The sequence below is a fragment of the Bosea sp. Tri-49 genome (assembly GCF_003952665.1).
GTDB lineage: Bacteria > Pseudomonadota > Alphaproteobacteria > Rhizobiales > Beijerinckiaceae > Allobosea.
In genome coordinates this window covers 5648248-5669330 of sequence record NZ_CP017946.1, presented here as the reverse complement: position 1 = coordinate 5669330, position 21083 = coordinate 5648248, and the positions used below count along the sequence as shown (strand labels likewise).

The following is a 21083-nucleotide window of genomic DNA, read 5'->3' as shown; positions in this document are numbered from 1 at the left end:
TCTTCAAGGACGCGCGATGACGTCTCGGTCGAAAATAGTGATGGCCTGTGGGGCCCTGGCGCTGCTTGCGCTCGGCGGCGCTGCGGCCTTCTACTCCGTACGGGGCGCGGCCGGCAATTCCACTTGCAGCGCAGCGGCTACGAAGGTGGAGGCGCTGCGCCCTCTCGCGAAGGGCGAGGTCGCAGCTGTCGAGGTCGCCAAGCAACCGGCGCTGCTGCCCGATCTCGCCTTCAACGGCCCGGACGGCAAGCCAATGAGCCTCTCGGCCTTTCGCGGCAAGACCGTGCTGGTCAACCTCTGGGCGACCTGGTGCCTGCCCTGCCTGACCGAGATGCCGGCGCTCGACGCGCTCCAGGGCGCGCTCGGCGGCCCCGATTTCGAGGTGGTCGCGATCAATATCGACACGCGCCATCCCGACAAGCCGAAGAAGTGGCTGGCCGACAAGAACATCTCTCGCCTCGCCTATTATGCCGATCCGCAGGCCAAGGTCTTCCAGGACATCCGTGCCGTGAAGAAGGTCGAGGGCATGCCGATCAGCTTGCTGGTCGATCCCGCCGGCTGCGAGCTCGCTCTGCTCCAGGGCCCGGCCGAGTGGGCGGGAGCCGACGCCAAGGCGATGATCACCGCCGCGATCGGCCGCCGCTGACCATCACGCTCCATCGATCACGGCGCTGACACGCACAAGAGCGACATGCGGCTTAAGGCCTCATCCTTCGATCGTAAGATCGCGGGATGTGAACCCGTACCCGCTGAGCCAGTTGCAGCAAGGTCCGCCGTCGGCGACGCGGGCCCACCGATCGTACAGGAGCGATGCGATGATCCGTTTCGACATGAGCACAGTGCGCCACGCCGCCCGAACGACCCTTCGCCTGGCGATGAGCGGCCTGTTGGTCGCCGGGCTGACGGCAACTGCACGGGCCCAGGAACGCACCGCGATTTCTGGGACCACGGTCTCGCTGACGCCGCTGAAAGGCTTTGCGCCATCAGCCAAGTTCGCCGGTCTGGAGAATGTCGAGGCGAAGGCCTCCGTGCTCGTCGTCGAGCTGCCGCCCGAGGCACATCCGCAATTGTCGGCGCTGTTCACCAATCTCGAGACGGCGAAGACCAATTTCGCCAAGCAGAACATCACCATCGACGACGCCGAGGACATCGAGACCGCCGCCGGCAAGGGTCGCATCCTGACCGGCCAGCAGGCACTCGGCCCCGCGACCTTCGACAAATGGATCGTGCTGCTCAAGGGCGCCAAGACCGTGATGATCACGGTGCAGGCGCCCGACGATTCCGACCTCGATGGCGATGATGTCGTCGCCATGCTGAAGACCGTGTCGCTGGGGGCCGAACCGACGCTCGACCAGAAGCTCGCCGCCCTGCCCTTCCGTGTCCGCGCCACCGAGCCCTTCCGCGTCGTCGACACTTTTGGTGGCCTCGGCGTGCTGATGACCTCCGGCCCGCTGAACGTCGATCCCAAGGGCCAGCAGCCAATGCTGATTGTCAGCTATCAGACCGGCGGCCAGGTCGCCGCCGGCCAATTGGCCGCGGTCGGTGAAAAGCTGCTATCGACGACGCGCGGCTTCGAGAAGGCCGAGGTCACCAAGCGCGACACCGTCGCCTTCGCTGGCAGCAACGAGGGTTCGATGCTGACCGGTACGACGGCCGGGGATTCCGGGCGCAAGCGCTTCGCCCAGTATATGGGCCTGGGCGCCGATGGCCGCTTCGTGCGCATGATCGTCAGCGCCGACGAGGCGACGTATTCCTCGCTGGAGCCCGCGATCAAGGCGATCGCCGACAGCATCGCCTTCGCCAAGTGATCGACTGACTCCGAACCCGGCGTCACCGATCTGCAACATTTGCCATGGCCGGCCGGCTGCTCCATACGCTGCCGGCCATGAGCTACACCATCGGCCTCGCCACCACCTTCCACGACCCGGCCATCGCCATCGTCGGACCCGACGGAGAGGTCCTCTTCGCCGAGGCGACCGAGCGCTATCTGCAATACAAGCGCGCGCCGAACTGCGAGCCGGACACGGCGGTGCGCATGGAAAACCTGCTCAAGCGCTACGTCCCGAAGGGTGCGCGGATCAGGCTCGCGACCAGCTGGGGCGAGGAGTTCACCGGCTTCCTCGACCAGATGAGCCGCGCCGGCTCCTTCAGCCTCGATGCGCTGCTGAAGCTCTCGCCCGCCTTCAATCGTTCGCTCGTGCCCGAGCGCAGCGAGCGCGCCTTGATCGCCAACCTGCACCACCAGCAGCAGCGCGCCGGCCTCGGCACCCTGCTCGGCCTCGACCGCGCCTTCGGCGAGGCTAAGGTCACCGGGATGAAGCGCTATGGCCACCATCTCAGCCATGCGGCTTACGCCTCCTGGTCCTCGCCCTTCCGCGATGCCGCCTGCCTCGTCGTCGACGGCATGGGCGAGACCGGTGCGTCCGCGATCTTCGCGCTCAGGGATGGTCGCCTCACCGAGCTGAAGCGCCATCGCGGCCGCGAATCGATCGGCTTCTATTTCGGCTTCGTCACCGATCTCGCCGGCTTCGACCAGGCCAAGGGCGAGGAATGGAAGATCATGGGCCTCGCGCCCTATGGCAAAAGCGATCCTGAGCTGCTTGCTCTGCTGCGCAAGCTCTATCGCGTCGAAGGCACCAAGCTCAGCTTTGCCGACGCCGCGACGGTCCAGAACGTCGCCGACGAAATCCTGGCTCGCCGCCCGGCCGACGCGCTCGACAAGGGCTGGGCCGATCTCTCGCGCTGCGGCCAGGACGTCTTTGCCGAGATGATGGAGGCGCTACTCGCCGAGACCGCGGCGCTCTGCCCGTCCGAGAACCTCGTGCTCGCCGGCGGCTGTGCACTGAACTCCTCCTTCAACGGCAAGATCGTCGGCCGCCACAGCTTCAAGCAGGTTTATGTCCCTTCCGCCCCGGCCGATGACGGCAACGCCATCGGCGCCGCCTGGCTCGCCCATGCCGAGGCGAATCCGGACTGGCGAGCGCCGAAGGGACCGATGAGCCCCTATCTCGGCTCCAGCCTCTCGACCGAGCCGTTCGAGCGCATGGCGGCCTGGGAGCCGCGCCTGAAGAAGCTCTCACCCAACGAGATCATCACCGCAACGGCCAAGCTCCTGGCCGAGGGCAAGCTGATCGGCTGGGCGCAGGGACGGGCCGAGTTCGGGCCGCGTGCGCTCGGCAACCGCTCGATCCTGGCCGATCCGCGCCCGGCGAACGCCAAGGACCTCCTCAACGCCAAGGTGAAGTATCGCGAGGCCTTCCGGCCCTTCGCCCCCTCGATTCTGGCCGAGCACGGTCCCGACTGGTTCGAGAACTACCAGGACGCGCCCTATATGGAGCGCACCCTGACCTGGAAGGAAGCCGTGCGCGATCGCGTCCCTGCCGTCGTCCATGAGGACGCGACCGGGCGCCTGCAGAGCGTCACCGCCGAGCGCAATCCGCGCTATCACGCCCTGATCTCGGCCTTCCACGCGCTCACCGGCGTGCCGGTGATCCTCAACACGTCCTTCAACATCATGGGCAAGCCGATCCTGCACACCAGCGAGGACGCGATCCTGATGTTCTACACGAGCGGGCTGGATGCGTTGGTGGTCGAGGACTGGCTGCTGGTGAAATGACCGCCTGCTTCGGCCACTAGCATATCCGGACATGAAAAAGGCGGCGCTCACGCGCCGCCTTTTCGATTCTGCGAAGTTGAAAAGGCTCAGCTCGCCTGCTTGACGGCGATGCCCTTCTCTTCGAGCAGCGCCTGCAACTCGCCGGCCTGGAACATCTCGCGGGTGATGTCGCAACCGCCGACGAACTCGCCCTTGACGTAGAGCTGCGGGATCGTCGGCCAGTTCGAATAGGCCTTGATGCCCTCGCGGATCTCCTGATCCTCGAGCACGTTGACGCCCTTGAACGGCACGCCGACGTAAGAGAGGATCTGCACGACCTGGCCGGAGAAGCCGCACATCGGGAATTGCGGCGTGCCCTTCATGAAGAGCACCACGTCGCTGGACTTCACTTCGGCGTCGATACGGGCGTTCACATCGCTCATGGCTTTATCTCCAAATGCGGGTTCAAGGCCCGCCGGATGAACTCGTTCTAATCTTGGGGAACCGTCGTCGTCAGCGCAAGGGCATGCAGCACGCCGCCCATGTTTCCTTGCAGCGCGGCATAGACCATCTGGTGCTGCTGGACGCGCGACTTGCCGGTGAAGGCAGCCGAGGTCACCGTCGCGGCATAATGGTCGCCGTCACCGGCGAGATCCTTGATCTCGACGACGGCGTCGGGGAACGCCGCCTTGATCATGCGCTCGATCTCGCTTGCTTCCATCGCCATCGCGGTTCTCCTCAAGCGGCCTTGCCGGCCATGTAGTCGGGTAGCCAGCTCTCATGGGTGTTGCGCAGCGCGGCGACCGAGACAGCGGTCTCGCCCGGCAAGGCAAGCTCGCTGCCACCAGTCTTGCCGATGATCTCAGCGGGCACGCCGGCGGCCTTCGCCGCCGCGACAACCGCCTCAGCGGCGGCAGCCGGCAGCGACAGCAGGTAGCGCCCCTGGTCCTCGCCGAACAGCACCGCATGAGCCGGGCCGGCCGGCAGGGCCGAAATGCTGGCGCCAATGCCGTTCGCCATCGCCATCTCGGCGAGCGCGACCGCAAGACCGCCATCCGAGAGGTCGTGACAGGCGCTGAGGCGGCCAGCGGTGATCAACGAGCGGACGAATTCGCCATTGCGGCGCTCGACGGCGAGATCGACTGGCGGCGGCGCGCCCTCCTCACGGCCGCAGACCGTCGCGAGATAGGAGGACTGGCCGAGCCAGCCCTTGGTCTCGCCGATCAGGACGATCGCCTCGCCCTCGGCCTTGAAGCCGACGGTGGCATGCTTCGTCACATCGGCGAGCACGCCGACGCCGCCGATGGTCGGGGTCGGCAGGATCGAGACGCCGTTGGTCTCGTTGTAGAGCGAGACATTGCCGGAGACGACCGGGAAGTCGAGCGCCTTGCAGGCCTCGCCGATGCCTCTGATGCAGCCGACGAGTTGGCCCATCACTTCGGGCCGCTCGGGATTGCCGAAATTGAGGTTGTCGGTGATGGCGAGCGGCAGGGCGCCAACCGCAATCAGGTTGCGCCAGGCCTCGGCCACCGCCTGCTTGCCGCCCTCGAACGGATCGGCCTCGCAATAGCGCGGCGTGACGTCGGCAGTCATGGCGAGGCCCTTCGGCCCGTCCTCGATCCGCACGATGCCGGCATCGCCACCCGGCGTCACCGCCGAATTGCCAAGGATCAGCGTGTCGTACTGCTCGTAGATCCAGCGCTTCGACGACAAATCGGGCGAGCCGACCAGCGCCAGCAGCGCCTCGGTGTTCGGCATCGGCGGCGTCACGCTCGCCGCATCGATCACCGGCCGCTTCGGCGTCTCGACCCAGGGCCGGTCATATTCGGGCGCCTCGTCGCCGAGCTCCTTGATCGGCAGGTCGGCCATCGTCTCGCCGTCATGCTTGACGACAAAGCGCAGCGTGTCGGTGGTCTTGCCGACAACGGCGAAGTCGAGCCCCCATTTGCGGAAGATCGCCTCGGCCGGCTCCTCATGGCCGGGCTTGATCACCATGAGCATGCGCTCCTGGCTTTCCGAGAGCATCATCTCATAGGCGCTCATGCCCTCCTCGCGGCAGGGCACCGCATTCAGATCGAGCTCGACGCCGAGATCGCCCTTGGCGCCCATCTCGACAGCCGAGCAGGTCAGGCCCGCCGCGCCCATGTCCTGGATCGCGTCGACATGGCCGGCAGCCATGATCTCGAGGCAGGCTTCGAGCAGCAGCTTCTCGGCAAAGGGGTCGCCAACCTGCACGGTCGGGCGCTTCTCCTCGGCACCTTCGCCGAAAGCGGCCGAGGCCATGGTCGCGCCATGGATGCCGTCGCGGCCGGTCTTGGAGCCGAGATAGACGATCGCCTTACCGACGCCCGAGGCCTTTGCGTAGAAGATCTCGTCGGAGCGCGCGAGGCCGACCGCCATGGCATTGACGAGGTTGTTGCCGTCATAGCGCCGGTGGAAACCGGTAGCGCCGCCGACATTGGGCACGCCGAAGGAGTTTCCATAGCCACCAATGCCGGCGACGACGCCGGAGACCAGGTGGCGGGTCTTCGGGTGCGACGGGTCGCCGAAGCGCAGCGCATCAAGCACCGCGATCGGCCGCGCCCCCATGGTGAAGACGTCGCGCAGGATGCCGCCGACGCCCGTCGTCGCCCCCTGATAGGGCTCGATGAAGGACGGGTGGTTGTGGCTCTCCATCTTGAAGACCACGGCGAGCCCGTCGCCGATGTCGATCACGCCGGCATTCTCGCCCGGTCCCTGGATCACCCAAGGTGCCTTGGTCGGCAGCGTCTTCAGATGGATCTTCGACGACTTGTACGAGCAGTGCTCGTTCCACATCGCCGAAACGATGCCGAGCTCAGTGATCGACGGCTCGCGCCCGATCAGGTGCAGGAAGCGCTGATATTCGTCCGGCTTGAGGCCGTGCTCGGCGACCAGCTGCGGGGTGATCTTGATGTCGTTGGGAATCACGCGGCCTGTTCCTGACGGAGGGGGCGAGCGCAGGGCTCGATCTCAAGCGGGGGCAATAGCCTAAAAGCAGCAGGTGAGACAATCGCAGGCGACGCCTATCCCACCCCGATCTCCGCCATGGCCGCGCGCAGCTTCGCCGGGATCGGCACCGGCGCCTGCGGGCCACGCTCGACATAGACATGGGTGAACAGGCCCTGCGCGGCCGTCAGCGCGCCGCCCTGCCGGAAAATGCCGATCCGGTAGGTCACGGAAGATCGGCCGAGCTTCTCGACGGCGAGCGCACCCTCGACCACCTCCGGGAAGGCGACGCTCTCGAAATAGTCGCAGCGCGTGCCCACCACGAGGCCGACGATCTTACTGTCCTTGACGTCGAGAAAGCCCTGCTCGATCAGCCAGGCGTTCACGACCGTGTCGAACCAGTTATAGTAGATCACGTTGTTGACGTGGCCGAAGACGTCGTTATCGGCCCAGCGCGTCGGGATCGTGCGGAACAGGCGGAAATCGGCCCGCCCGAGCCTGACCGGCCTCTCGCTCATGGTTCTCCCCCGCCCGCCTTGTCGCCGGTGCCGATCTCGACTGCGCCGAGCGCATCCGCCAGCCGCGCCTTGGCTGAACCGGGCCGGAGCGGCTTCTGCTGGCTCTCATGCGGCGCCCAGCCCGAGAGCCAGACGATCTCGAAGGTCGCACGCAGGCGCCCGTCCGGATCGGCAAAGCGCTCGGCATAGAGTTCGGCCGCCCGCAGCAGCACGCCGCGCCGCAGAGGTTTGCGGCTGCGCTCTGTCAGCGCGTTGGCCCAGCCCATGGCACGCAGATCGCGCAGCAGGCCGAACATGTCGCCATAGCGGACGGTGACGCTTTCGCTGTCGATCACCGGCAGCGCAAAACCCGCGCGCTGGAGCAGGCTACCGAGGTCACGCAGGTCGGCGAAAGGGGCGACGCGCGGGCTTGCGCCACCGGTCAGCTCGACTTCGGCCGCCAGCAGCGACTGGCGCAATTCAGTCAGGCTCTGGCCGGCGAGCAGGCAGGCGATGAAGAGGCCGTCCGGGCGCAGGCTGCGCCTGACCTGGACCAGAGTGCCGGGCAGGTCGTTGACCACATGCAACGACAGGAGGGAGGCGATGAGGTCGAGCGATTCGGCTGCGAAGGGCAAAGCTTCCAGGTCGCCGACGAGAGCAGCGCTAGCGTCGGCAACTTCGGCGATGCGCAGCAAATCGCCCGCCCTCGCCCGCAGCGCCGGCCCCGCGAGCGGCAGCGGCGAGCCGAGATCAGCGGCCCGCTCGAAGCTGCGCAATACGGCGGAGAGCCGCTCGTCGAGATCGGCGATGCAGCGCGCCAGCAGAAAATCGGGATAGCCGGCTGCGAGCGCCGCCGAAAGCCGGCGGCGATAGAGCGCACGGTCGAAGACGACGGAACTCACCGCGCGCCTCGCTTCATTCCATTCCTTCGAGCTCGATGATCAGCCCTTCGATCATCTTGAGCCCGATCTGCCAGAAGGCCGGATCGCGCGCATCGAGTCCAAACGGCTTCAGCAGCTCGGAATGGTGCTTGGTGCCGCCGGCCGAGAGCAGCGCGAAATAGCGCTCCTGAAAGCCCGAAGCCGAGTTCTGGTAGACGCCGTAGAGCGAGTTCACCAGGCAATCGCCGAAGGCGTAGGCGTAGACGTAGAAGGGCGAATGGATGAAGTGCGGGATATAGGCCCAGAAGGTCTCGTAGCCCGGACCGAGTCGGATCGCGGGGCCCAAGCTCTCCGACTGCACGCTGAGCCAGAGATCGCAGAGATTCTCGGCCGTCAGCTCGCCCTGCCGACGGGCTTCGTGGACCTTGCGCTCAAAGGAATAGAAGGCGATCTGGCGCACGACCGTGTTGATCATGTCCTCGACCTTGGCCGCCAGCATCGCCTTGCGCTGTTTCGGGTCCGTTGTTCCGTCGAGCAGCTTGCGGAAGGTCAGCATCTCCCCGAAGACACTCGCCGTCTCGGCCAGCGTCAGCGGCGTCGGTGCCATCAGCGCCCCGTTAGGACCGGCCAGAACCTGGTGCACGCCATGGCCGAGCTCATGGGCCAGCGTCATCACGTCGCGCGGCTTGCCCTGGTAGTTGAGCAGGACATAAGGGTGCGCTGACGGCACGGTCGGGTGCGCGAAGGCGCCCGGCGCCTTGCCCGGGCGGGCGGGCGCATCGATCCAGCTTTCGTCGAAGAAGCGCTGCGCGATCCCCGCCATCTCCGGCGAAAAGGCGCCATACGCGTCAAGCACTGTGTCGCGCGCCTCGGTCCACGGGATCGTGCGCTGCTCGACCTTGGGCAGCGGCGCATTGCGATCCCAGTAATCCAGCACCTCCTGGCTGAACCAGCGCGCCTTCAGCTTGTAGTAGCGGTGCGACAGCCGCGGATAAGCCTCGCGCACGGCGGCAACCAGCGCATCGACCACCTCGCGCTCGACCCGGTTCGCAAGATGCCGGGAATCGGCGACATCCTCGAAGTTGCGCCAGCGGTCGGAGATCTCCTTGTCCTTGGCGAGCGTGTTGGTGATCAGGCCGAAGGTGCGCAAATGCTGGCGGAACACCGTGCCCAGCACCTCCGCCGCCTCCTTGCGCACGGCGCCGTCGGCGTCCTGCAGCCGGTTCAGCGTCAGTTCGAGGGTGAGATCGTCGCCGCCGACCTTGAAGCGCAGCGAGGCGATGGTCTCATCGAAGAGCCGATTCCAGGCGCCATGGCCGGTGACCGACTTCTCGTGGAACAGCTCCTCGATCCGGTCCTCGAGCTGATGCGGCTTGTCCTTGGCGAGATCTTCCAGCCAGGGCTTCCAGTGGTTGAGCGGAGCCTGCGCCGCCACCTTGGCCAGCAGTGCCTCGTCGATCCGGTTCAGCTCGAGCCCGAAGAACAAAAGCTCGGTCGAGATCGCGGTGACCTTGTCCTGCGTGTCGCCATAGAATTTGGCGCGCTGCGGATCGGTGGTGTCGCCGGAATAGATGAGGCCGGCATAGGACATGATCTTGCCGACCAGATCCTCCAGCCCCTCATAGGCCTTGACCGCTTCAGTGAGCGCCGCACTGGCATCGTCGCGTGCGGCGAGCGCCGCGAGCTTGCCACGATAGAGTTCGGCGAAGCGCCGCGCCTCGGCTGCCGCGCGCTCGACATCCGCAGCGAAGGCAGGCGAATCCATCGCCGGATAAAGATGCGTCAGATCCCATTCCGGCAGGACGCCGAGCGCCTCGGCCGCGCCTCCGACATGGGCGGCGCGAGCAGATACAGGACGGTCGAAGGGGCGGGTCATGTCGTCGTCAGCCTCGGCCTGTCGGGAAGGATTGTGGCCCCCTCATATGCGCGGGCTACCGTCCGCGATCAACGGCAACGCTGTCACAGGCGCCCGATTTCCGGCGGACCTCGCCGGCTTAAGCGGCGCTTAACCCTTCTCCCCGACAGTGACCCGAAACGGAACAGCCGCTTTCGGCTGACTGCTGGCCTACCGAGGGTTCATGTCCGCCACCATCCTCGTCGTCGACGACGATCCCGTGCAGCGCCGGCTGCTCGACGCGATGCTGAAGCGCTTTGGTTACGAGGTCGCACTCGCGGAAGGCGGCGAGCAAGCCCTGGCGGTCCTCGTCGACGAATCACGTCGCATCGACTGCCTGATCCTCGACCTCGTCATGCCCGGCCTCGACGGCATGGGCGTGCTTGCGGCGCTGCGCGAGCGCGGCAGCGAGGTACCTGTGATCGTGCAGACCGCGAACGGCTCGATCGAGACCGTGGTAACTGCGATGCGCGCCGGCGCCGTCGATTTCGTGGTCAAGCCAGCCGGCGCCGAGCGCCTGCAGATCTCGCTCAAGAACGCGCTCAAGCTCGGGGCCCTCGAGCACGAGATCCGCTACATGAAGCGGCGCGCCTCCGGCCAGCTCGGCTTTCGCGATCTCGCCAGCAAGAGCCAGGACATGGGCCGCGTCATCCAGCTGGCCGAACGTGCCGCCCGCTCCAACATCCCGATCCTGATCGAAGGCGAATCCGGCGTCGGTAAGGAGGTGCTGGCCCGTGCCATCCAGGGCACCAGCGACCGCAAGGGCAGGCCTTTCGTCACGGTCAATTGCGGCGCGATCCCGCATAATCTCGTCGAATCGATCCTGTTCGGCCACGAGAAGGGCTCGTTCACCGGCGCAACCGAGCGCCATATCGGCAAGTTCGTCGAGGCCAATGGCGGCACGCTCTTCCTCGACGAAGTCGGCGAATTGCCGCTCGATGCGCAGGTCAAACTGCTGCGCGCCATTCAGGAGAGCGAGGTCGATCCCGTCGGCGGCAAGAAGTCCGTCCGCGTCGACATCCGCATCATCTCGGCGACCAACAAGAGCCTGCTTGAGCAGGTCAAGCGCGGCGAGTTCCGCGAGGACCTTTACTACCGGCTCAACGTCTTCCCGATCACCCTGCCGCCCTTGCGCCGTCGCCGCGAGGACGTCGCCGACCTCGCCCGCGGCTTCCTCGCCCGCTTCGCCGCGGAAGAAGGCCGCAAGCTGCGGGGCATCAGCGCTGAGGCGCTCGGCCTGCTCGCCGACTATGACTGGCCGGGCAATGTCCGCCAGCTCGAGAACGCGATGTTCCGCGCCGTCGTCCTCTCCGATGGCGACGAACTGACGGTCACCGAATTCCCGCAGATCGCTGCGCAGATGGACGGCTTCGACGTCCGCATCCCGCCGGCACCGGCCTCGATCGCCAGCGAGCCGCGCGGCGAGGCACCGCCACGCGTCATCCAGGTGCCGGTCCGCGATCCGAACGCGCTCGACCTCGTCGCCGGCTCCGACATGCGCACGCTCGACGAGCTGGAGCGCGAGATCATCCGGTTCGCCCTCGCCCATTATCGCGGCCACATGTCCGAGATCTCGCGCAAGCTCGGCATCGGCCGCTCGACGCTCTACCGCAAGCTCAAGGATTACGGGCTGATCGAAGGCGAGGACGTCTCCGACGGAGCCGACGCGGCTTAAGCCCGTCAAAATCGAAACGCGTTCTGCGACTCACAGGGGACGGGTTGCAGACGGCGAATATGGGCCGCTGTTGCAGGGCGGCATCTTGTCGAAGCGGGCCGAGTCACGCAGTTATCGGCGTGGGTCGGCTTAGGACCGGGGAAGTTCATCGATGCGCCTTCGCCGCCTGGCGGAAACCGTCTCAACCGCCACTCTTGGCCTCGCGCTCCTGCTCGCTCCGGCGACTGCCCAGGATGCAGCCGGCGAGCTCGGTATTCCGCTGCCCGAACAGCCGGCTCTGGTCATCGTGAAGCGCGATGCCGAGCCGCAGACGCTCGATATTCCCGCACCGGCTGAGGTCACGCTCGATCTGCGCCCGTCCACAGAGCTGCAATCGGCTGAGGCTGTCGAGACCAAGGACATGGTCACCGGCGCGCTCTCAACGCAGCCGAACCGTAGCCTGTCCGAGCCTGAGCTCGATTTGCCCGAACCGGAGATGCCGCCGGTCGACCCGGCGCTGACCAAGCCGACCGAGCCAGTGCAACCGCAGCTGGCCAAGCCGGCCGCGCCGCAGATCGACCTGCCGCCTCTACCCGAGGTCGCGGTCACATTGCCGGCCGGGCTCGACCTCTCCGGCCGGATCGCCGCCCAGGCCGAGATCGCAGCCGCGCTGCCGCGCCTGTCCGCGCGCGAGCGCGCCGATATCGTCGCCGCCTACGCTGCCAACGAGAACCGACCGTTCTGGATCGACGGCAAGGATTTGGGTGCCGCCGGCAAGCAGATCGCCACCCGATTGGGTCATGCTGGCGAGGATGGCTTGCGCACCGGCGATTACCTGCTGCCGGTTTTCGAGGCGAGCGACAAGGACAGCCTCGCCGCGGCCGATATCCGGCTCTCTGCGCTCGCCGTGCTCTATGCCCGCGACGCTCGCGGCGGACGCATTGATCCGCGCCGTCTTTCGAAGCTGATCACACCGAAGCTCGAGCTGCCCTCGGCGACGGAGGTGCTATCCGAGCTCACCGGCGCTGCCGATGCCGGCGCGGTGCTTGCCGCCTACAATCCCCAGCACTCCGGCTATCAGCGCCTGAAGGCCAAGCTCGCCGAGCTGCGTGCCGACAAGCCCGAGACGCCCGTCGCCCGCATCCCGGCCGGCCCCGCCCTCAAGGTCGGCATGCGCGACGCCCGCGTACCGCTCGTCCGCGCCCGGCTTGGCCTGGGCAGCAGCGAAGAGCCGGTCTACGACCGCTCGATCGCACTGGCGCTGGCTGATTTCCAGAAGCAGGCCGGCTTGCGCGCCGACGGCGTGCTCAGCGACCAGACCGTCGCCGCGCTCGCCATGCCACCCTCGACGCGCCTGGAGAGCGACATCGTCGCCCAGATGGAGCGTTGGCGTTGGCTGCCAAGCGATCTCGGCGAGAACCGCATCGTCGTGAACATCCCCGAGTACAGGATGCGCGTCATGCACGGCGAGAAGCTGGTGCATGAGGCACGCGTGATCGTCGGCAAGCCGGAATCGGCGACGCCGGTCTTCTCGCACAGGATGGATCACGTCGTCGTCAATCCGTCCTGGTTCGTGCCGCCCTCGATCCTGAAGAAGGAATTCCTGCCCGGGCTCGCCAACGATCCGAACTATGGCGCCAAGCGCGGCTACGTCGTGACGCGGGGCAAGAACGGCAACATCTCGGTGCGCCAGCCGCCGGGCGAGCGCAATGCGCTCGGCTGGATCAAGTTCATGTTCCCGAACGACCATGCCGTCTATCTGCACGATACGCCCAATCGCAGCCTGTTCAGCGCCGGCAAGCGTGCCTTCAGCCATGGCTGCGTACGCGTCGAGAATCCCTTCGCCCTCGCCGACCAGGTGCTCGGGCCGGAATGGACCGCCGAGCGGCTGAAGCGGCTGATCGGCTCTGGTGAGCGCACCATCAAGCTACCGCAGCCTTTGGCGATCCACCTCGTCTACGAAACGTTCGTCGTCAACGAGGCCGGCGCGATCTCCACCTTCGACGATATCTACGGTTTCCACAGGCTGGTGCGGAACGCGCTCGAGCAACGTTCCTGACCAACCCGGCTTCGAAAAGTCCCATTCGGCACGGTTTCGCCACGATCTGCCGGTAGCGAGCAATCTTGCTTGCCGGGATTCCGGCGGGGAGTTGCCTCGCCGGTAACCTCCCGTTAAGCCTTCTCGGCAACTGTTCCTTCACGTTTATCGCTCCGGCTTTCTCCGGCGCTTCGAGACGAGTCTGACAGAGTGAGCAGGTCGAAAGCCGAGATCGCAGCACGGCTCCCGCATTCTTTGCGGCACGGCACACGCGTCGGCTTGCTCCTGATCGCCAGCACGAGCCTCCTCGTCCTTGGGGCCAGCAGCACGCAGAACGCGGTCGCCAATGGCGACACCCGCACCATCACCATCAAGCATATGCACACCAAGGAGGAGACGACCGTCACCTTCAAACGTGATGGCCGCTACGATTCCTCGGGGCTGGAGAAGCTTAACTGGGCGCTGCGCGACTGGCGCACCGACGAGCCGATCCGGATGGATCCGCGCCTGTTCGACATCGCCTGGGAGGTCCATCGCAAGGTCGGCTCCGACCAGCCCTTCCACGTCGTCTCCGCCTATCGCTCACCCGGCACCAACTCGATGCTGCGCCGGCGCTCGCGCGGCGTCGCCAAGCATAGCCAGCACATGCTCGGCAAGGCGATGGACTTCTACCTGCCCGATACCCCAACCGCCCGCATGCGCGAGACAGCGATGCGCATGCAGCGTGGCGGCGTCGGCTTCTATCCCGGTGCCCACACACCTTTCGTCCATCTCGACGCCGGCTCCGTCCGCTCCTGGCCGCGCATGACACGCGACCAGCTCGTGCGCCTCTTCCCCGATGAGAGGACCGTGCATCTGCCGGCCGACGGCAAGCCGCTCAGCGGCTACGAAACCGCCAAGGCCGAGATCCTCTCCGGCGGCGGCTCGGTGATGGGCTATGGCGCCGGAGACTACGACGAAGGCGCGATCATGGCCTCCAGCGGCGGCGGCAAAAGCTTCTGGGCTGCCTTGTTCGGCGGCGACGACGAGGAGGCTGACGCTCGCCCGGCCCGCGGTCGTGCTGCGGCCCGCCGCGCGCCGACACCGCAGCCGACCGTCATGGCCTATGCCGGCGACAGCAATAGCGGCGATGGCGGCCGCTTCTCCGTCTTCGGTGGGCAACCGGCTCAGTCCGAGCCCGCCGGCCGGGCCGTTCTTCGCGAGCGCTCGAATCGCGCGACGACGACCACGGCCCAACCGCCGGCGGAAACCCAGGTCGCAGCTCTCGCTCCCGCCGAGGCAGCCCCGCCCGAGCCACCGAAGCCGAGCCCAATCGCAACCGCGCTCCCCGTCGCGCGCCCGAGCGGCCTGACGCCGCCGATATCGAATCCGCCGGCCGGTTCGCCGCAGCTCGCTGCACTGGCGGCCGAGGCCTCGGCATTGCCGCTACCGGCAGCCGAGCAAAAGCTCATTCTGGCTTCGCTGCCGCCGCGCCGACCAGACAACCTGCCCGGTCCCTCGCTCGAAACCATCGTCACCGGCCGCTCCGTCTCGGCGCCCCTGCCACCGTCCCGCCCGGTCGCACTGGCAAGCCTCTCGACCGAAGGCCTACGGCTAACCGACGAGGCTGAGGACACCGTTCCCACCGGGGCAAAGCTGGTCGCGGTCCGCCATCCGCTGCCGCCGATCCGGCCACGCCCGCCGGGCGCTGCGCCTGAGCAGCCCGGCATAACCCAGATCGCCGCACAGCCGCGTGCCACCCCGATCGCCGCCGAATACAATGCCGACCGCGCCGGCCTCGACACGCTCTTCGCTGCCGTTGCGGCGCCGGAAGCGCCGACCGCGCGTCGGGCAACCGTCGCGACCGCCAGGGCGAAGGCCGGTGCGGAGGCTCAGGCGAAGGGCTGGGTCGTCGGCGCCAGCCCGGCCGCTTCTCTTGGCTTCTCTGCCGCCGAGCCGAGCGATGTCGGCACGAGCGGCTTCACGGGGCCTGCCATCAAAGCCCTGCCGACGACCTTCGTCCAGAACTGAGCCGGCCTCGGTCTACTCTTTGTCGATCGGCCAGGCTTTGAACACGTCAAGCGCCTCGCAAGCTGCCGCCTGACGCGCCAGCGCCGGCCAGCGCCCTTCCTCGACGAAATCCGGGATGACGAAGCGGCAGAAGCCCCAGGCGATCGCCGCGGCGATGTCGCTGGGCTCAAGCTCCGGCCCGGCGCCGATCTCGCCACGCTGGGCGGCCTGGTCCAGCAGGTCGAGGGCGGTGTGGAGCTGCGCCAGGATGCGCTCCTGCCAGTTCTCGTAGCGCTTCTCTTCCGGCCGCTTGCGCTCGTACTCGACCGAGACTGCCTTGTCGGCGGCGACGATGCCGATGCCGGTCAGGCTGAGGTCCCTGACCCGCGCTGTCGGCTCGAGCGGCCGCAGCGAACGGCCAGCGACATCCTCGAAATGCTGGATGATCAGCAGCGAGTCGGTGATCGCCGTGCCGTCGTCGACGACCAGCGTCGGCGCCTTGATCAGCGGATTGATCTTGCGGAATTCCGGCATGTGCCGGAACACCGAGATGGAACGGTGCTCAAATTCAAGGCCGAGCAAAGTCCCGGTGATGGCGGCGCGCCGCACATAGGGGCTGTCGAGCATTCCAACCAGCAGCATCGCGATCTCCCATTGTTGTGGGCGGAACACTGGCTGCTGGCGACGCCATTGCCACGCGAATTCGCGTGAAGAACGACTTCACGCCATTTGATGCTCGTCGGCAGGATAGTCCTCGGGCGCCAGCTCTCCAGCTGCGATCTTCGCCTGAACAGCTGCCTGACAAGGATCCCACGAGGGTGTGTCACCGAAGCGCTCGAGCATCAAATCGATCAAAACGCGCACCTTGCCAGGCACGTAGGGTCCCGGCGGGCGCACAACATGCAGGGCGCTCTCGCGCATCGGATAGCGCCAGAGGATGTGCTCGACTGTCCCAGCACGGATCGCATCGCTGGCGATGAAGGTCGGCAGGACCGTGATGCCCAGCCCGGCCTCGGCCCAACTGAGCAGCGTGTCGCCATTGTCAGAGCGCAAGCGGCTGGACGGGCGCACGGAGACCCAGCGCCGGTTCACCCGAAACCCCCAGTCGACGACGCTGTTGCCCGAATAGACCAGGCATTCATGGCGGGCGAGGTCGAGCGGCGTCTCCGGCCGGCCATGCCGAGCGAAATAATCCGGACTGCCCAGTACTGCCCCCTTCACCGGAGCGATGCGGCGGGCGACCAGGCTGGAATCCTTGAGCGAGCCGATCCGGATCGCGGCGTCAAACCGCTCGCCGATCAGGTCAACCTGGCGGTCGCTGGCCTCAACGTCGAGCTCCAGCCGCGGGTGCCGCTGTGCGAGTTCCGCCAGCACCGGCGCGAGATGGCGGTAGCCGAAGGAGAGCGGCATCGACAGGCGCAGCCGCCCCGCAACGCCTTCAGATTGCTGCGCCATCGCCTCGCGCGCCTCGGCGAGCTCCGAGAGGATGCGTTCGCCGCGCGCCTTGAATTCCAGACCCGCTTCGGTGGCGGCAACGCCGCGCGTCGTGCGACTGAGCAACCTTGTGCCGAGATCGGCCTCCAACCGAGCGATGCGACGGCTGACGATCGATTTCGCCAGGCCGAGGCTATGCGCGGCCCGGCCGAATCCACCGGCGTCGGCGACGGCGATGAAGCTTCTGATATCGTCGATCTCGGACATGAAGCGTTCCTGGATGAGCAACAGACTGGTGCCCAATATGGGCATTCCGGTGCGGCAAGTGAACCGCTACCTCTCCCTCATCAAATCCCGGTTCCGCAGGGATGGCGCCTTACGAGGCGCTCCGAGAAAACCACCCGTTTCATCGGCCTGCCGGCGTGACACGCGTTCACAGATGAGGAAGCTATGCTCGACAAGCTTAAAAGACGCCGTACGCAGTATGCCCTCGGCAAGAATCTGCCGATCTCCGAAACGCAGGTGGATGGCCTGATCCGCGAGGCGATCCGCTTGGCGCCCTCCAGCTTCAACTCGCAAAGCTCGCGCGCCGTCATTCTCTTCGGCAAGGAGAGCGACAAGTTCTGGAGCATCGCCAGGGAAGCGCTTCGCGCGATCGTGCCGGCTGCCGACTTCGAAGGGACAGCCAAGAAGATCGACGGCTTCGCAAGCGGCGCCGGAACCGTACTGTTCTTCGAAGACCAGGAGCCGGTCAAGGCTCTCCAGGCCAACTTCCCGCTCTACGCGCACAACTTCCCGATCTGGTCCGAACACTCGACCGGCATGGCGCAGCTGGCGGTGTGGACCACGCTTGCTGACGTCGGCATCGGCGCGAGCCTTCAGCACTACCATCCGCTCGTCGACGCGGACGTCGCCAAGACCTGGAACATTCCTGCGTCCTGGAAGCTCACTGCGCAGATGCCTTTCGGCTCCAATGAGGCGGCATTCCAGGAGAAGACCTTCATCGATGATGAGCTGCGGTTCCGCACTCATCGTTGACCAAGGCTCGGGATCAGGCAGCGCCGCCCAGACCAAGCTCAAGCTCGTCGCCTGAGCAACATCCATAAAAAGCAAAACGCCGCCCGGAATGTTCCGAGCGGCGTTTTGGCGTTCGATGGCTGAAGCTCAGGCGCTCTCTCCGACCGCCTGGAGATAGAGGTCGAGGATCGCCTCCTCTTCCTTGCGCTCGTCGAGGTCGCGCTTGCGCAGCGCGACTACCTTGCGCAGCACCTTGACGTCGTAGCCATTGGCCTTGGCCTCGGAATAGACCTCCTTGATGTCGTCGGAGATCGTCTTCTTCTCTTCCTCAAGCCGCTCGATGCGCTGCACGATGCTCTTGAGCTGGTCGCCTGCAACCGGATCGTCCATTCTCAAAACCCTTCTTCGGAATTCGGCCGCAGGGGTTCGCAAGGATGAGCGGCGAGGTCAAGCAAGAACGACCCTGAGTTCACATCTCTCGTGCCGCAGCGAGTGCGCCCGGCAGCAGCCGCGCCAGCCTGAGGCCCCAGGCGCGCGCCGCGTGCGGCTCGCCGATCAGGTCCTGGCGGATCTCGATCAGCGCGTCGAGCAGGCCGCGGCGCGTCGCATGGCGGTCGATCGTGTCGCCGGGCAGGCCGCCATTATAGGGTTCGTTGTCGCCGACGATCAGATCACCCTCCACTTGCAGCGCAGCGATCAGGGCCTTGGCCAGACGGCCCTCGCGATCCCAGAGCACGCCGGCATGCCAGGGCCGCGGCACGCCCTTCCAGAACGGCGTGAAGGAATGCAGCGAGACGATCGCCGGCGGATGCCCGGCCGCGATCGCAGTTTCAATCGCAGCATCGATCGCCGCGTCATAAGGCGCGTAGTAGCGTGCGATCCGTTCCGCAATGCCGGCCTCGTCGATGCGGGCATTGCCCGGCACGATCGCGCCATCCGAGATCCGCATCACTAGGGTCGGGTCGTCGCGGCCGCGATTAGGATCGATCAGCAGGCGCGAGAAATTGCTGAGCACAGCCGGCGCGCCGAGCGCCTGCGCCATGGCGCGTGTCATCTCGGCAGCGCCGATATCATAGGCGATATGGCGCTCGAGCTGCTGCGGCGGCAGGCCGAGCAGGTTCAGCTCGGCCGGGATCGCGTTCGTCGCATGGTCACAAAGCAGCAGCACGCCGCTCGCGGGATCGCCGGAGATGATTTCGACATCACCGGGTTGTCGAACCGGAGCACTGCTCTGCAAGCTCTCGTCCGCACGCATCATGACCTCGAACTACATCATCAAATCGCGGGTGACGCCCACGTTCGCGCGACATAGAAGGGGATGAGACGAAAGTCGATTGCCAACAGCAGATTCGCACGAGGAAGCGGCTTGGAGCAGCAGGACGACGCAATCGCGCAGCGACGCGAGACGGCACGCCGGATATTCGATGCTGCCGTGGCTCGTGCCCATCCGCAGAGCTGGCTCGCCGCGCACCTGCCCCTTCCTCCGCAGAATGGCCGCCTGATCCTGCTCGCTGCCGGCAAGGCTGCCGGCAGCATGACACTGCTGGCGGAAGCCCACTATCTCGACACGCTGAAGCTGCCGCCCGAGCGCTTCATCGGTCACGCTGTCGCCCGCCATGGCTATGAGGCACAAACCCGCCATATCCCGATGCTCGCCGCCGGCCATCCGGTGCCCGACGAAGGCAGCATCGCTAGCGCGACGCGAGCGCTCGAACTCGCCGCCTCCGCCACCGCCGACGATCTCGCGCTCGTACTGCTCTCCGGCGGCGGCTCGGCCAATTGGGTAGCGCCGGCCGGCTCGCTCGCGCTCGCCGAGAAGCAGGCGATCAACAAGGCCCTGCTGCGTTCCGGCGCGCCGATCGGCGAGATGAACATTGTCCGCAAGCGGCTCTCGCGCATCAAGGGCGGGCGGCTAGCGCTCGCCGCCGCGCCGGCGCGGCTGCTCACGCTTGCCGTCTCCGACGTGCCGCATGACGATCCCGCAGCGATCGCCTCGGGGCCCACCGTGCCCGATCCGAGCACTATGGCCGATGCCCGCGCCATCGTTGCCCGTTATGGACTGGCGTTGCCACTGGCCGCGCAGACCCTACTCGCTGACGATGCCAGCGAGACACCGAAGCCGGGCAATCCCGCTTTTGCCAACAGCGAGTATCGCATCGTCGCCCGCCCGGCCGACGCCATCGCCGCCGCGGTGAAGGCAGCCGCCGAGGCCGGCTACGAACCGATCGATCTCGGCCCCGATCTCGAAGGCGAGGCGCGCGAGGTCGCGGCCGCCCAGGCGAAGCAGGCGCTCGCTCTCAAGGCCGCCGGCCGCCGCGCCGCGCTGATCTCCGGCGGCGAGCTCACCGTCACCATAGCCGGCAATGGCCGCGGCGGACCCAACCAGGAATTCGCACTGGCCTTGGCCATGGCGCTCGCCGGCGAGCCCGGCATCGTCGCGCTCTCCGGCGACACCGACGGCACCGATGGCGGCGGTGGCGAGGCAACCGACCCGGCCGGCGCGATAATCGACCAGACCACGCTGGCGCGTGCCCGCAGCCTCGGCCTCGATCCTGCCCAATCACTGGCCCAGAACGACTCGACCGGTTTCTTCTTAGCTATCGGCGATCTGTTGCAGACCGGCCCGACCCTGACCAATGTCAACGATTGCCGCGTGATTCTGATCGATCCATGAGCCGAAGTGGACGCCTCCGTCTGATCCTGCTTGCAGCGGGGCTACTCATAGCCGGCGCCAGTCCTGCGCTGGCTGACTTGCGCATGTGCAACACCACCGGCAGCCGCATCGGCGTCGCGCTCGGCTATCGCGATGCGCAGGGCTGGGTCACCGAAGGTTGGTGGAATCTGGCCCCACGCGCCTGCGAGACCCTGCTGCGCGGCACGCTCGCGGCGCGCTTCTACTACGTTCACGCCATCGACTATGACAAAGGCGGCGAGTGGACCGGAAAATCCGTCATGTGCACGCGCAACAAGGAATTCACCATCCGCGGCATCGAAGACTGCCTGGCGCGCGGCTATGAGCGTTCCGGCTTCTTCGAGGTCGACACCGGCGAGCAGAAGGGCTGGACGATCCAGCTCACCGACACGGCCGGGGCCGCGCCGCGTCCATGACGGCAGTGC

General features: G+C 66.6%; 19 protein-coding genes. 9 read left to right on the top strand and 10 right to left on the bottom strand.

Annotation, left to right across the window (positions count from 1 at the left end; translation table 11 throughout):
- The first annotated feature begins 40 nt into the window (after positions 1 to 40).
- The 3 genes from tlpA to BLM15_RS27315 all read left to right on the top strand — a co-directional run bounded on the left by tlpA (position 41) and on the right by BLM15_RS27315 (position 3616).
- Positions 41 to 646 carry a thiol:disulfide interchange protein TlpA gene (gene tlpA / locus BLM15_RS27325; protein WP_236846448.1) on the top strand — a complete coding sequence of 202 codons (606 nt, stop codon included), beginning with the start codon at positions 41 to 43 and terminating at the stop codon, positions 644 to 646.
- A 169-nt stretch (positions 647 to 815) separates the two neighbouring features.
- On the top strand, positions 816 to 1808 hold the full coding sequence (locus tag BLM15_RS27320) for a hypothetical protein (RefSeq protein WP_126115696.1): 993 nt from the start codon (positions 816 to 818) through the stop codon (positions 1806 to 1808).
- Positions 1809 to 1885: 77 nt separating this feature from the next.
- Positions 1886 to 3616, top strand: a complete 1731-nt coding sequence (locus BLM15_RS27315; protein ID WP_126116385.1) for a carbamoyltransferase family protein — start codon at positions 1886 to 1888, stop codon at positions 3614 to 3616.
- Between the two features lie 86 nt (positions 3617 to 3702).
- Here the strand turns inward: BLM15_RS27315 and grxD are convergent, their stop codons facing one another.
- From grxD to BLM15_RS27285, 6 genes are all read right to left on the bottom strand, one after another.
- On the bottom strand, positions 3703 to 4038 hold the full coding sequence (grxD, locus tag BLM15_RS27310) for a Grx4 family monothiol glutaredoxin (RefSeq protein ID WP_091836387.1): 336 nt from the start codon (positions 4036 to 4038) through the stop codon (positions 3703 to 3705).
- A 47-nt stretch (positions 4039 to 4085) separates the two neighbouring features.
- Complete coding sequence (locus tag BLM15_RS27305) at positions 4086 to 4322, bottom strand: BolA/IbaG family iron-sulfur metabolism protein (protein WP_126115695.1); 237 nt, start codon at positions 4320 to 4322, stop codon at positions 4086 to 4088.
- 11 nt (positions 4323 to 4333) lie between these two features.
- A complete protein-coding gene (purL, locus tag BLM15_RS27300) occupies positions 4334 to 6544 on the bottom strand; it encodes a phosphoribosylformylglycinamidine synthase subunit PurL (protein WP_126115694.1) in 2211 nt (736 codons plus the stop codon).
- A gap of 95 nt (positions 6545 to 6639) precedes the next feature.
- Positions 6640 to 7080 carry an acyl-CoA thioesterase gene (locus tag BLM15_RS27295; protein WP_126115693.1) on the bottom strand — a complete coding sequence of 147 codons (441 nt, stop codon included), beginning with the start codon at positions 7078 to 7080 and terminating at the stop codon, positions 6640 to 6642.
- The gene (locus tag BLM15_RS27290; protein WP_126115692.1) at positions 7077 to 7961 is read right to left on the bottom strand and encodes a methyltransferase domain-containing protein; all 885 of its coding nucleotides are present in this window, start codon (positions 7959 to 7961) and stop codon (positions 7077 to 7079) included. The genes BLM15_RS27295 and BLM15_RS27290 overlap by 4 nt, the downstream gene beginning before the upstream one ends.
- Positions 7962 to 7974: 13 nt before the next feature.
- Positions 7975 to 9816, bottom strand: coding sequence for a M3 family oligoendopeptidase (locus BLM15_RS27285; RefSeq protein ID WP_126115691.1), 1842 nt, complete (start codon positions 9814 to 9816; stop codon positions 7975 to 7977).
- 202 nt (positions 9817 to 10018) lie between these two features.
- Here BLM15_RS27285 and BLM15_RS27280 point away from each other — a divergent pair, with 202 nt between their 5' ends.
- The 3 genes from BLM15_RS27280 to BLM15_RS27270 all read left to right on the top strand — a co-directional run bounded on the left by BLM15_RS27280 (position 10019) and on the right by BLM15_RS27270 (position 15536).
- Positions 10019 to 11509, top strand: a complete 1491-nt coding sequence (locus tag BLM15_RS27280; RefSeq protein ID WP_126115690.1) for a sigma-54-dependent transcriptional regulator — start codon at positions 10019 to 10021, stop codon at positions 11507 to 11509.
- A 151-nt stretch (positions 11510 to 11660) separates the two neighbouring features.
- Positions 11661 to 13547 (top strand): L,D-transpeptidase family protein, encoded by a 1887-nt coding sequence (locus BLM15_RS27275; protein WP_236846447.1) that lies wholly within the window; start codon positions 11661 to 11663, stop codon positions 13545 to 13547.
- A gap of 189 nt (positions 13548 to 13736) precedes the next feature.
- Positions 13737 to 15536: a peptidoglycan L,D-endopeptidase MepK gene (locus BLM15_RS27270; protein WP_236846446.1), complete on the top strand. Its 1800-nt coding sequence runs from the start codon at positions 13737 to 13739 to the stop codon at positions 15534 to 15536.
- A 12-nt stretch (positions 15537 to 15548) separates the two neighbouring features.
- On the opposite strand, the gene BLM15_RS27265 is transcribed toward BLM15_RS27270, so the two are convergent.
- Together BLM15_RS27265 and BLM15_RS27260 are read right to left on the bottom strand one after the other, a co-directional pair.
- Positions 15549 to 16157, bottom strand: a complete 609-nt coding sequence (locus BLM15_RS27265) for a glutathione S-transferase family protein (RefSeq protein ID WP_126115689.1) — start codon at positions 16155 to 16157, stop codon at positions 15549 to 15551.
- A 78-nt stretch (positions 16158 to 16235) separates the two neighbouring features.
- The gene (locus BLM15_RS27260; RefSeq protein WP_126115688.1) at positions 16236 to 17216 is read right to left on the bottom strand and encodes a LysR family transcriptional regulator; all 981 of its coding nucleotides are present in this window, start codon (positions 17214 to 17216) and stop codon (positions 16236 to 16238) included.
- Between the two features lie 183 nt (positions 17217 to 17399).
- Here BLM15_RS27260 and BLM15_RS27255 point away from each other — a divergent pair, with 183 nt between their 5' ends.
- A complete protein-coding gene (locus BLM15_RS27255) occupies positions 17400 to 17987 on the top strand; it encodes a nitroreductase family protein (RefSeq protein ID WP_126115687.1) in 588 nt (195 codons plus the stop codon).
- Positions 17988 to 18113: 126 nt separating this feature from the next.
- Here the strand turns inward: BLM15_RS27255 and BLM15_RS27250 are convergent, their stop codons facing one another.
- Positions 18114 to 18356, bottom strand: coding sequence for a DUF2312 domain-containing protein (locus tag BLM15_RS27250; protein WP_057191700.1), 243 nt, complete (start codon positions 18354 to 18356; stop codon positions 18114 to 18116).
- Between the two features lie 79 nt (positions 18357 to 18435).
- A complete protein-coding gene (locus tag BLM15_RS27245) occupies positions 18436 to 19221 on the bottom strand; it encodes an N-formylglutamate amidohydrolase (RefSeq protein WP_126115686.1) in 786 nt (261 codons plus the stop codon).
- Positions 19222 to 19284: 63 nt separating this feature from the next.
- Between BLM15_RS27245 and BLM15_RS27240 the strand changes: the two genes are divergently transcribed.
- Together BLM15_RS27240 and BLM15_RS27235 are read left to right on the top strand one after the other, a co-directional pair.
- Positions 19285 to 20640: a glycerate kinase type-2 family protein gene (locus tag BLM15_RS27240; protein WP_126115685.1), complete on the top strand. Its 1356-nt coding sequence runs from the start codon at positions 19285 to 19287 to the stop codon at positions 20638 to 20640.
- Between the two features lie 83 nt (positions 20641 to 20723).
- Complete coding sequence (locus BLM15_RS27235) at positions 20724 to 21074, top strand: DUF1036 domain-containing protein (RefSeq protein WP_236846444.1); 351 nt, start codon at positions 20724 to 20726, stop codon at positions 21072 to 21074.
- Positions 21075 to 21083 lie beyond the last annotated feature (9 nt).

What these genes read in the sequence shown, in the direction of transcription:
- tlpA (WP_236846448.1), top strand. Translation starts at nt 41, where the DNA reads ATGGCCTGTGGGGCCCTGGCGCTGCTTGCGCTCGGCGGCGCTGCGGCC.
- BLM15_RS27320 (WP_126115696.1), top strand. Translation starts at nt 816, where the DNA reads ATGATCCGTTTCGACATGAGCACAGTGCGCCACGCCGCCCGAACGACC.
- BLM15_RS27315 (WP_126116385.1), top strand. Translation starts at nt 1,886, where the DNA reads ATGAGCTACACCATCGGCCTCGCCACCACCTTCCACGACCCGGCCATC.
- grxD (WP_091836387.1), bottom strand. Translation starts at nt 4,038, where the DNA reads ATGAGCGATGTGAACGCCCGTATCGACGCCGAAGTGAAGTCCAGCGAC.
- BLM15_RS27305 (WP_126115695.1), bottom strand. Translation starts at nt 4,322, where the DNA reads ATGGCGATGGAAGCAAGCGAGATCGAGCGCATGATCAAGGCGGCGTTC.
- BLM15_RS27295 (WP_126115693.1), bottom strand. Translation starts at nt 7,080, where the DNA reads ATGAGCGAGAGGCCGGTCAGGCTCGGGCGGGCCGATTTCCGCCTGTTC.
- BLM15_RS27285 (WP_126115691.1), bottom strand. Translation starts at nt 9,816, where the DNA reads ATGACCCGCCCCTTCGACCGTCCTGTATCTGCTCGCGCCGCCCATGTC.
- BLM15_RS27280 (WP_126115690.1), top strand. Translation starts at nt 10,019, where the DNA reads ATGTCCGCCACCATCCTCGTCGTCGACGACGATCCCGTGCAGCGCCGG.
- BLM15_RS27275 (WP_236846447.1), top strand. Translation starts at nt 11,661, where the DNA reads ATGCGCCTTCGCCGCCTGGCGGAAACCGTCTCAACCGCCACTCTTGGC.
- BLM15_RS27265 (WP_126115689.1), bottom strand. Translation starts at nt 16,157, where the DNA reads ATGCTGCTGGTTGGAATGCTCGACAGCCCCTATGTGCGGCGCGCCGCC.
- BLM15_RS27260 (WP_126115688.1), bottom strand. Translation starts at nt 17,216, where the DNA reads ATGTCCGAGATCGACGATATCAGAAGCTTCATCGCCGTCGCCGACGCC.
- BLM15_RS27255 (WP_126115687.1), top strand. Translation starts at nt 17,400, where the DNA reads ATGCTCGACAAGCTTAAAAGACGCCGTACGCAGTATGCCCTCGGCAAG.
- BLM15_RS27250 (WP_057191700.1), bottom strand. Translation starts at nt 18,356, where the DNA reads ATGGACGATCCGGTTGCAGGCGACCAGCTCAAGAGCATCGTGCAGCGC.
- BLM15_RS27245 (WP_126115686.1), bottom strand. Translation starts at nt 19,221, where the DNA reads ATGCGTGCGGACGAGAGCTTGCAGAGCAGTGCTCCGGTTCGACAACCC.
- BLM15_RS27240 (WP_126115685.1), top strand. Translation starts at nt 19,285, where the DNA reads ATGAGACGAAAGTCGATTGCCAACAGCAGATTCGCACGAGGAAGCGGC.
- BLM15_RS27235 (WP_236846444.1), top strand. Translation starts at nt 20,724, where the DNA reads ATGTGCAACACCACCGGCAGCCGCATCGGCGTCGCGCTCGGCTATCGC.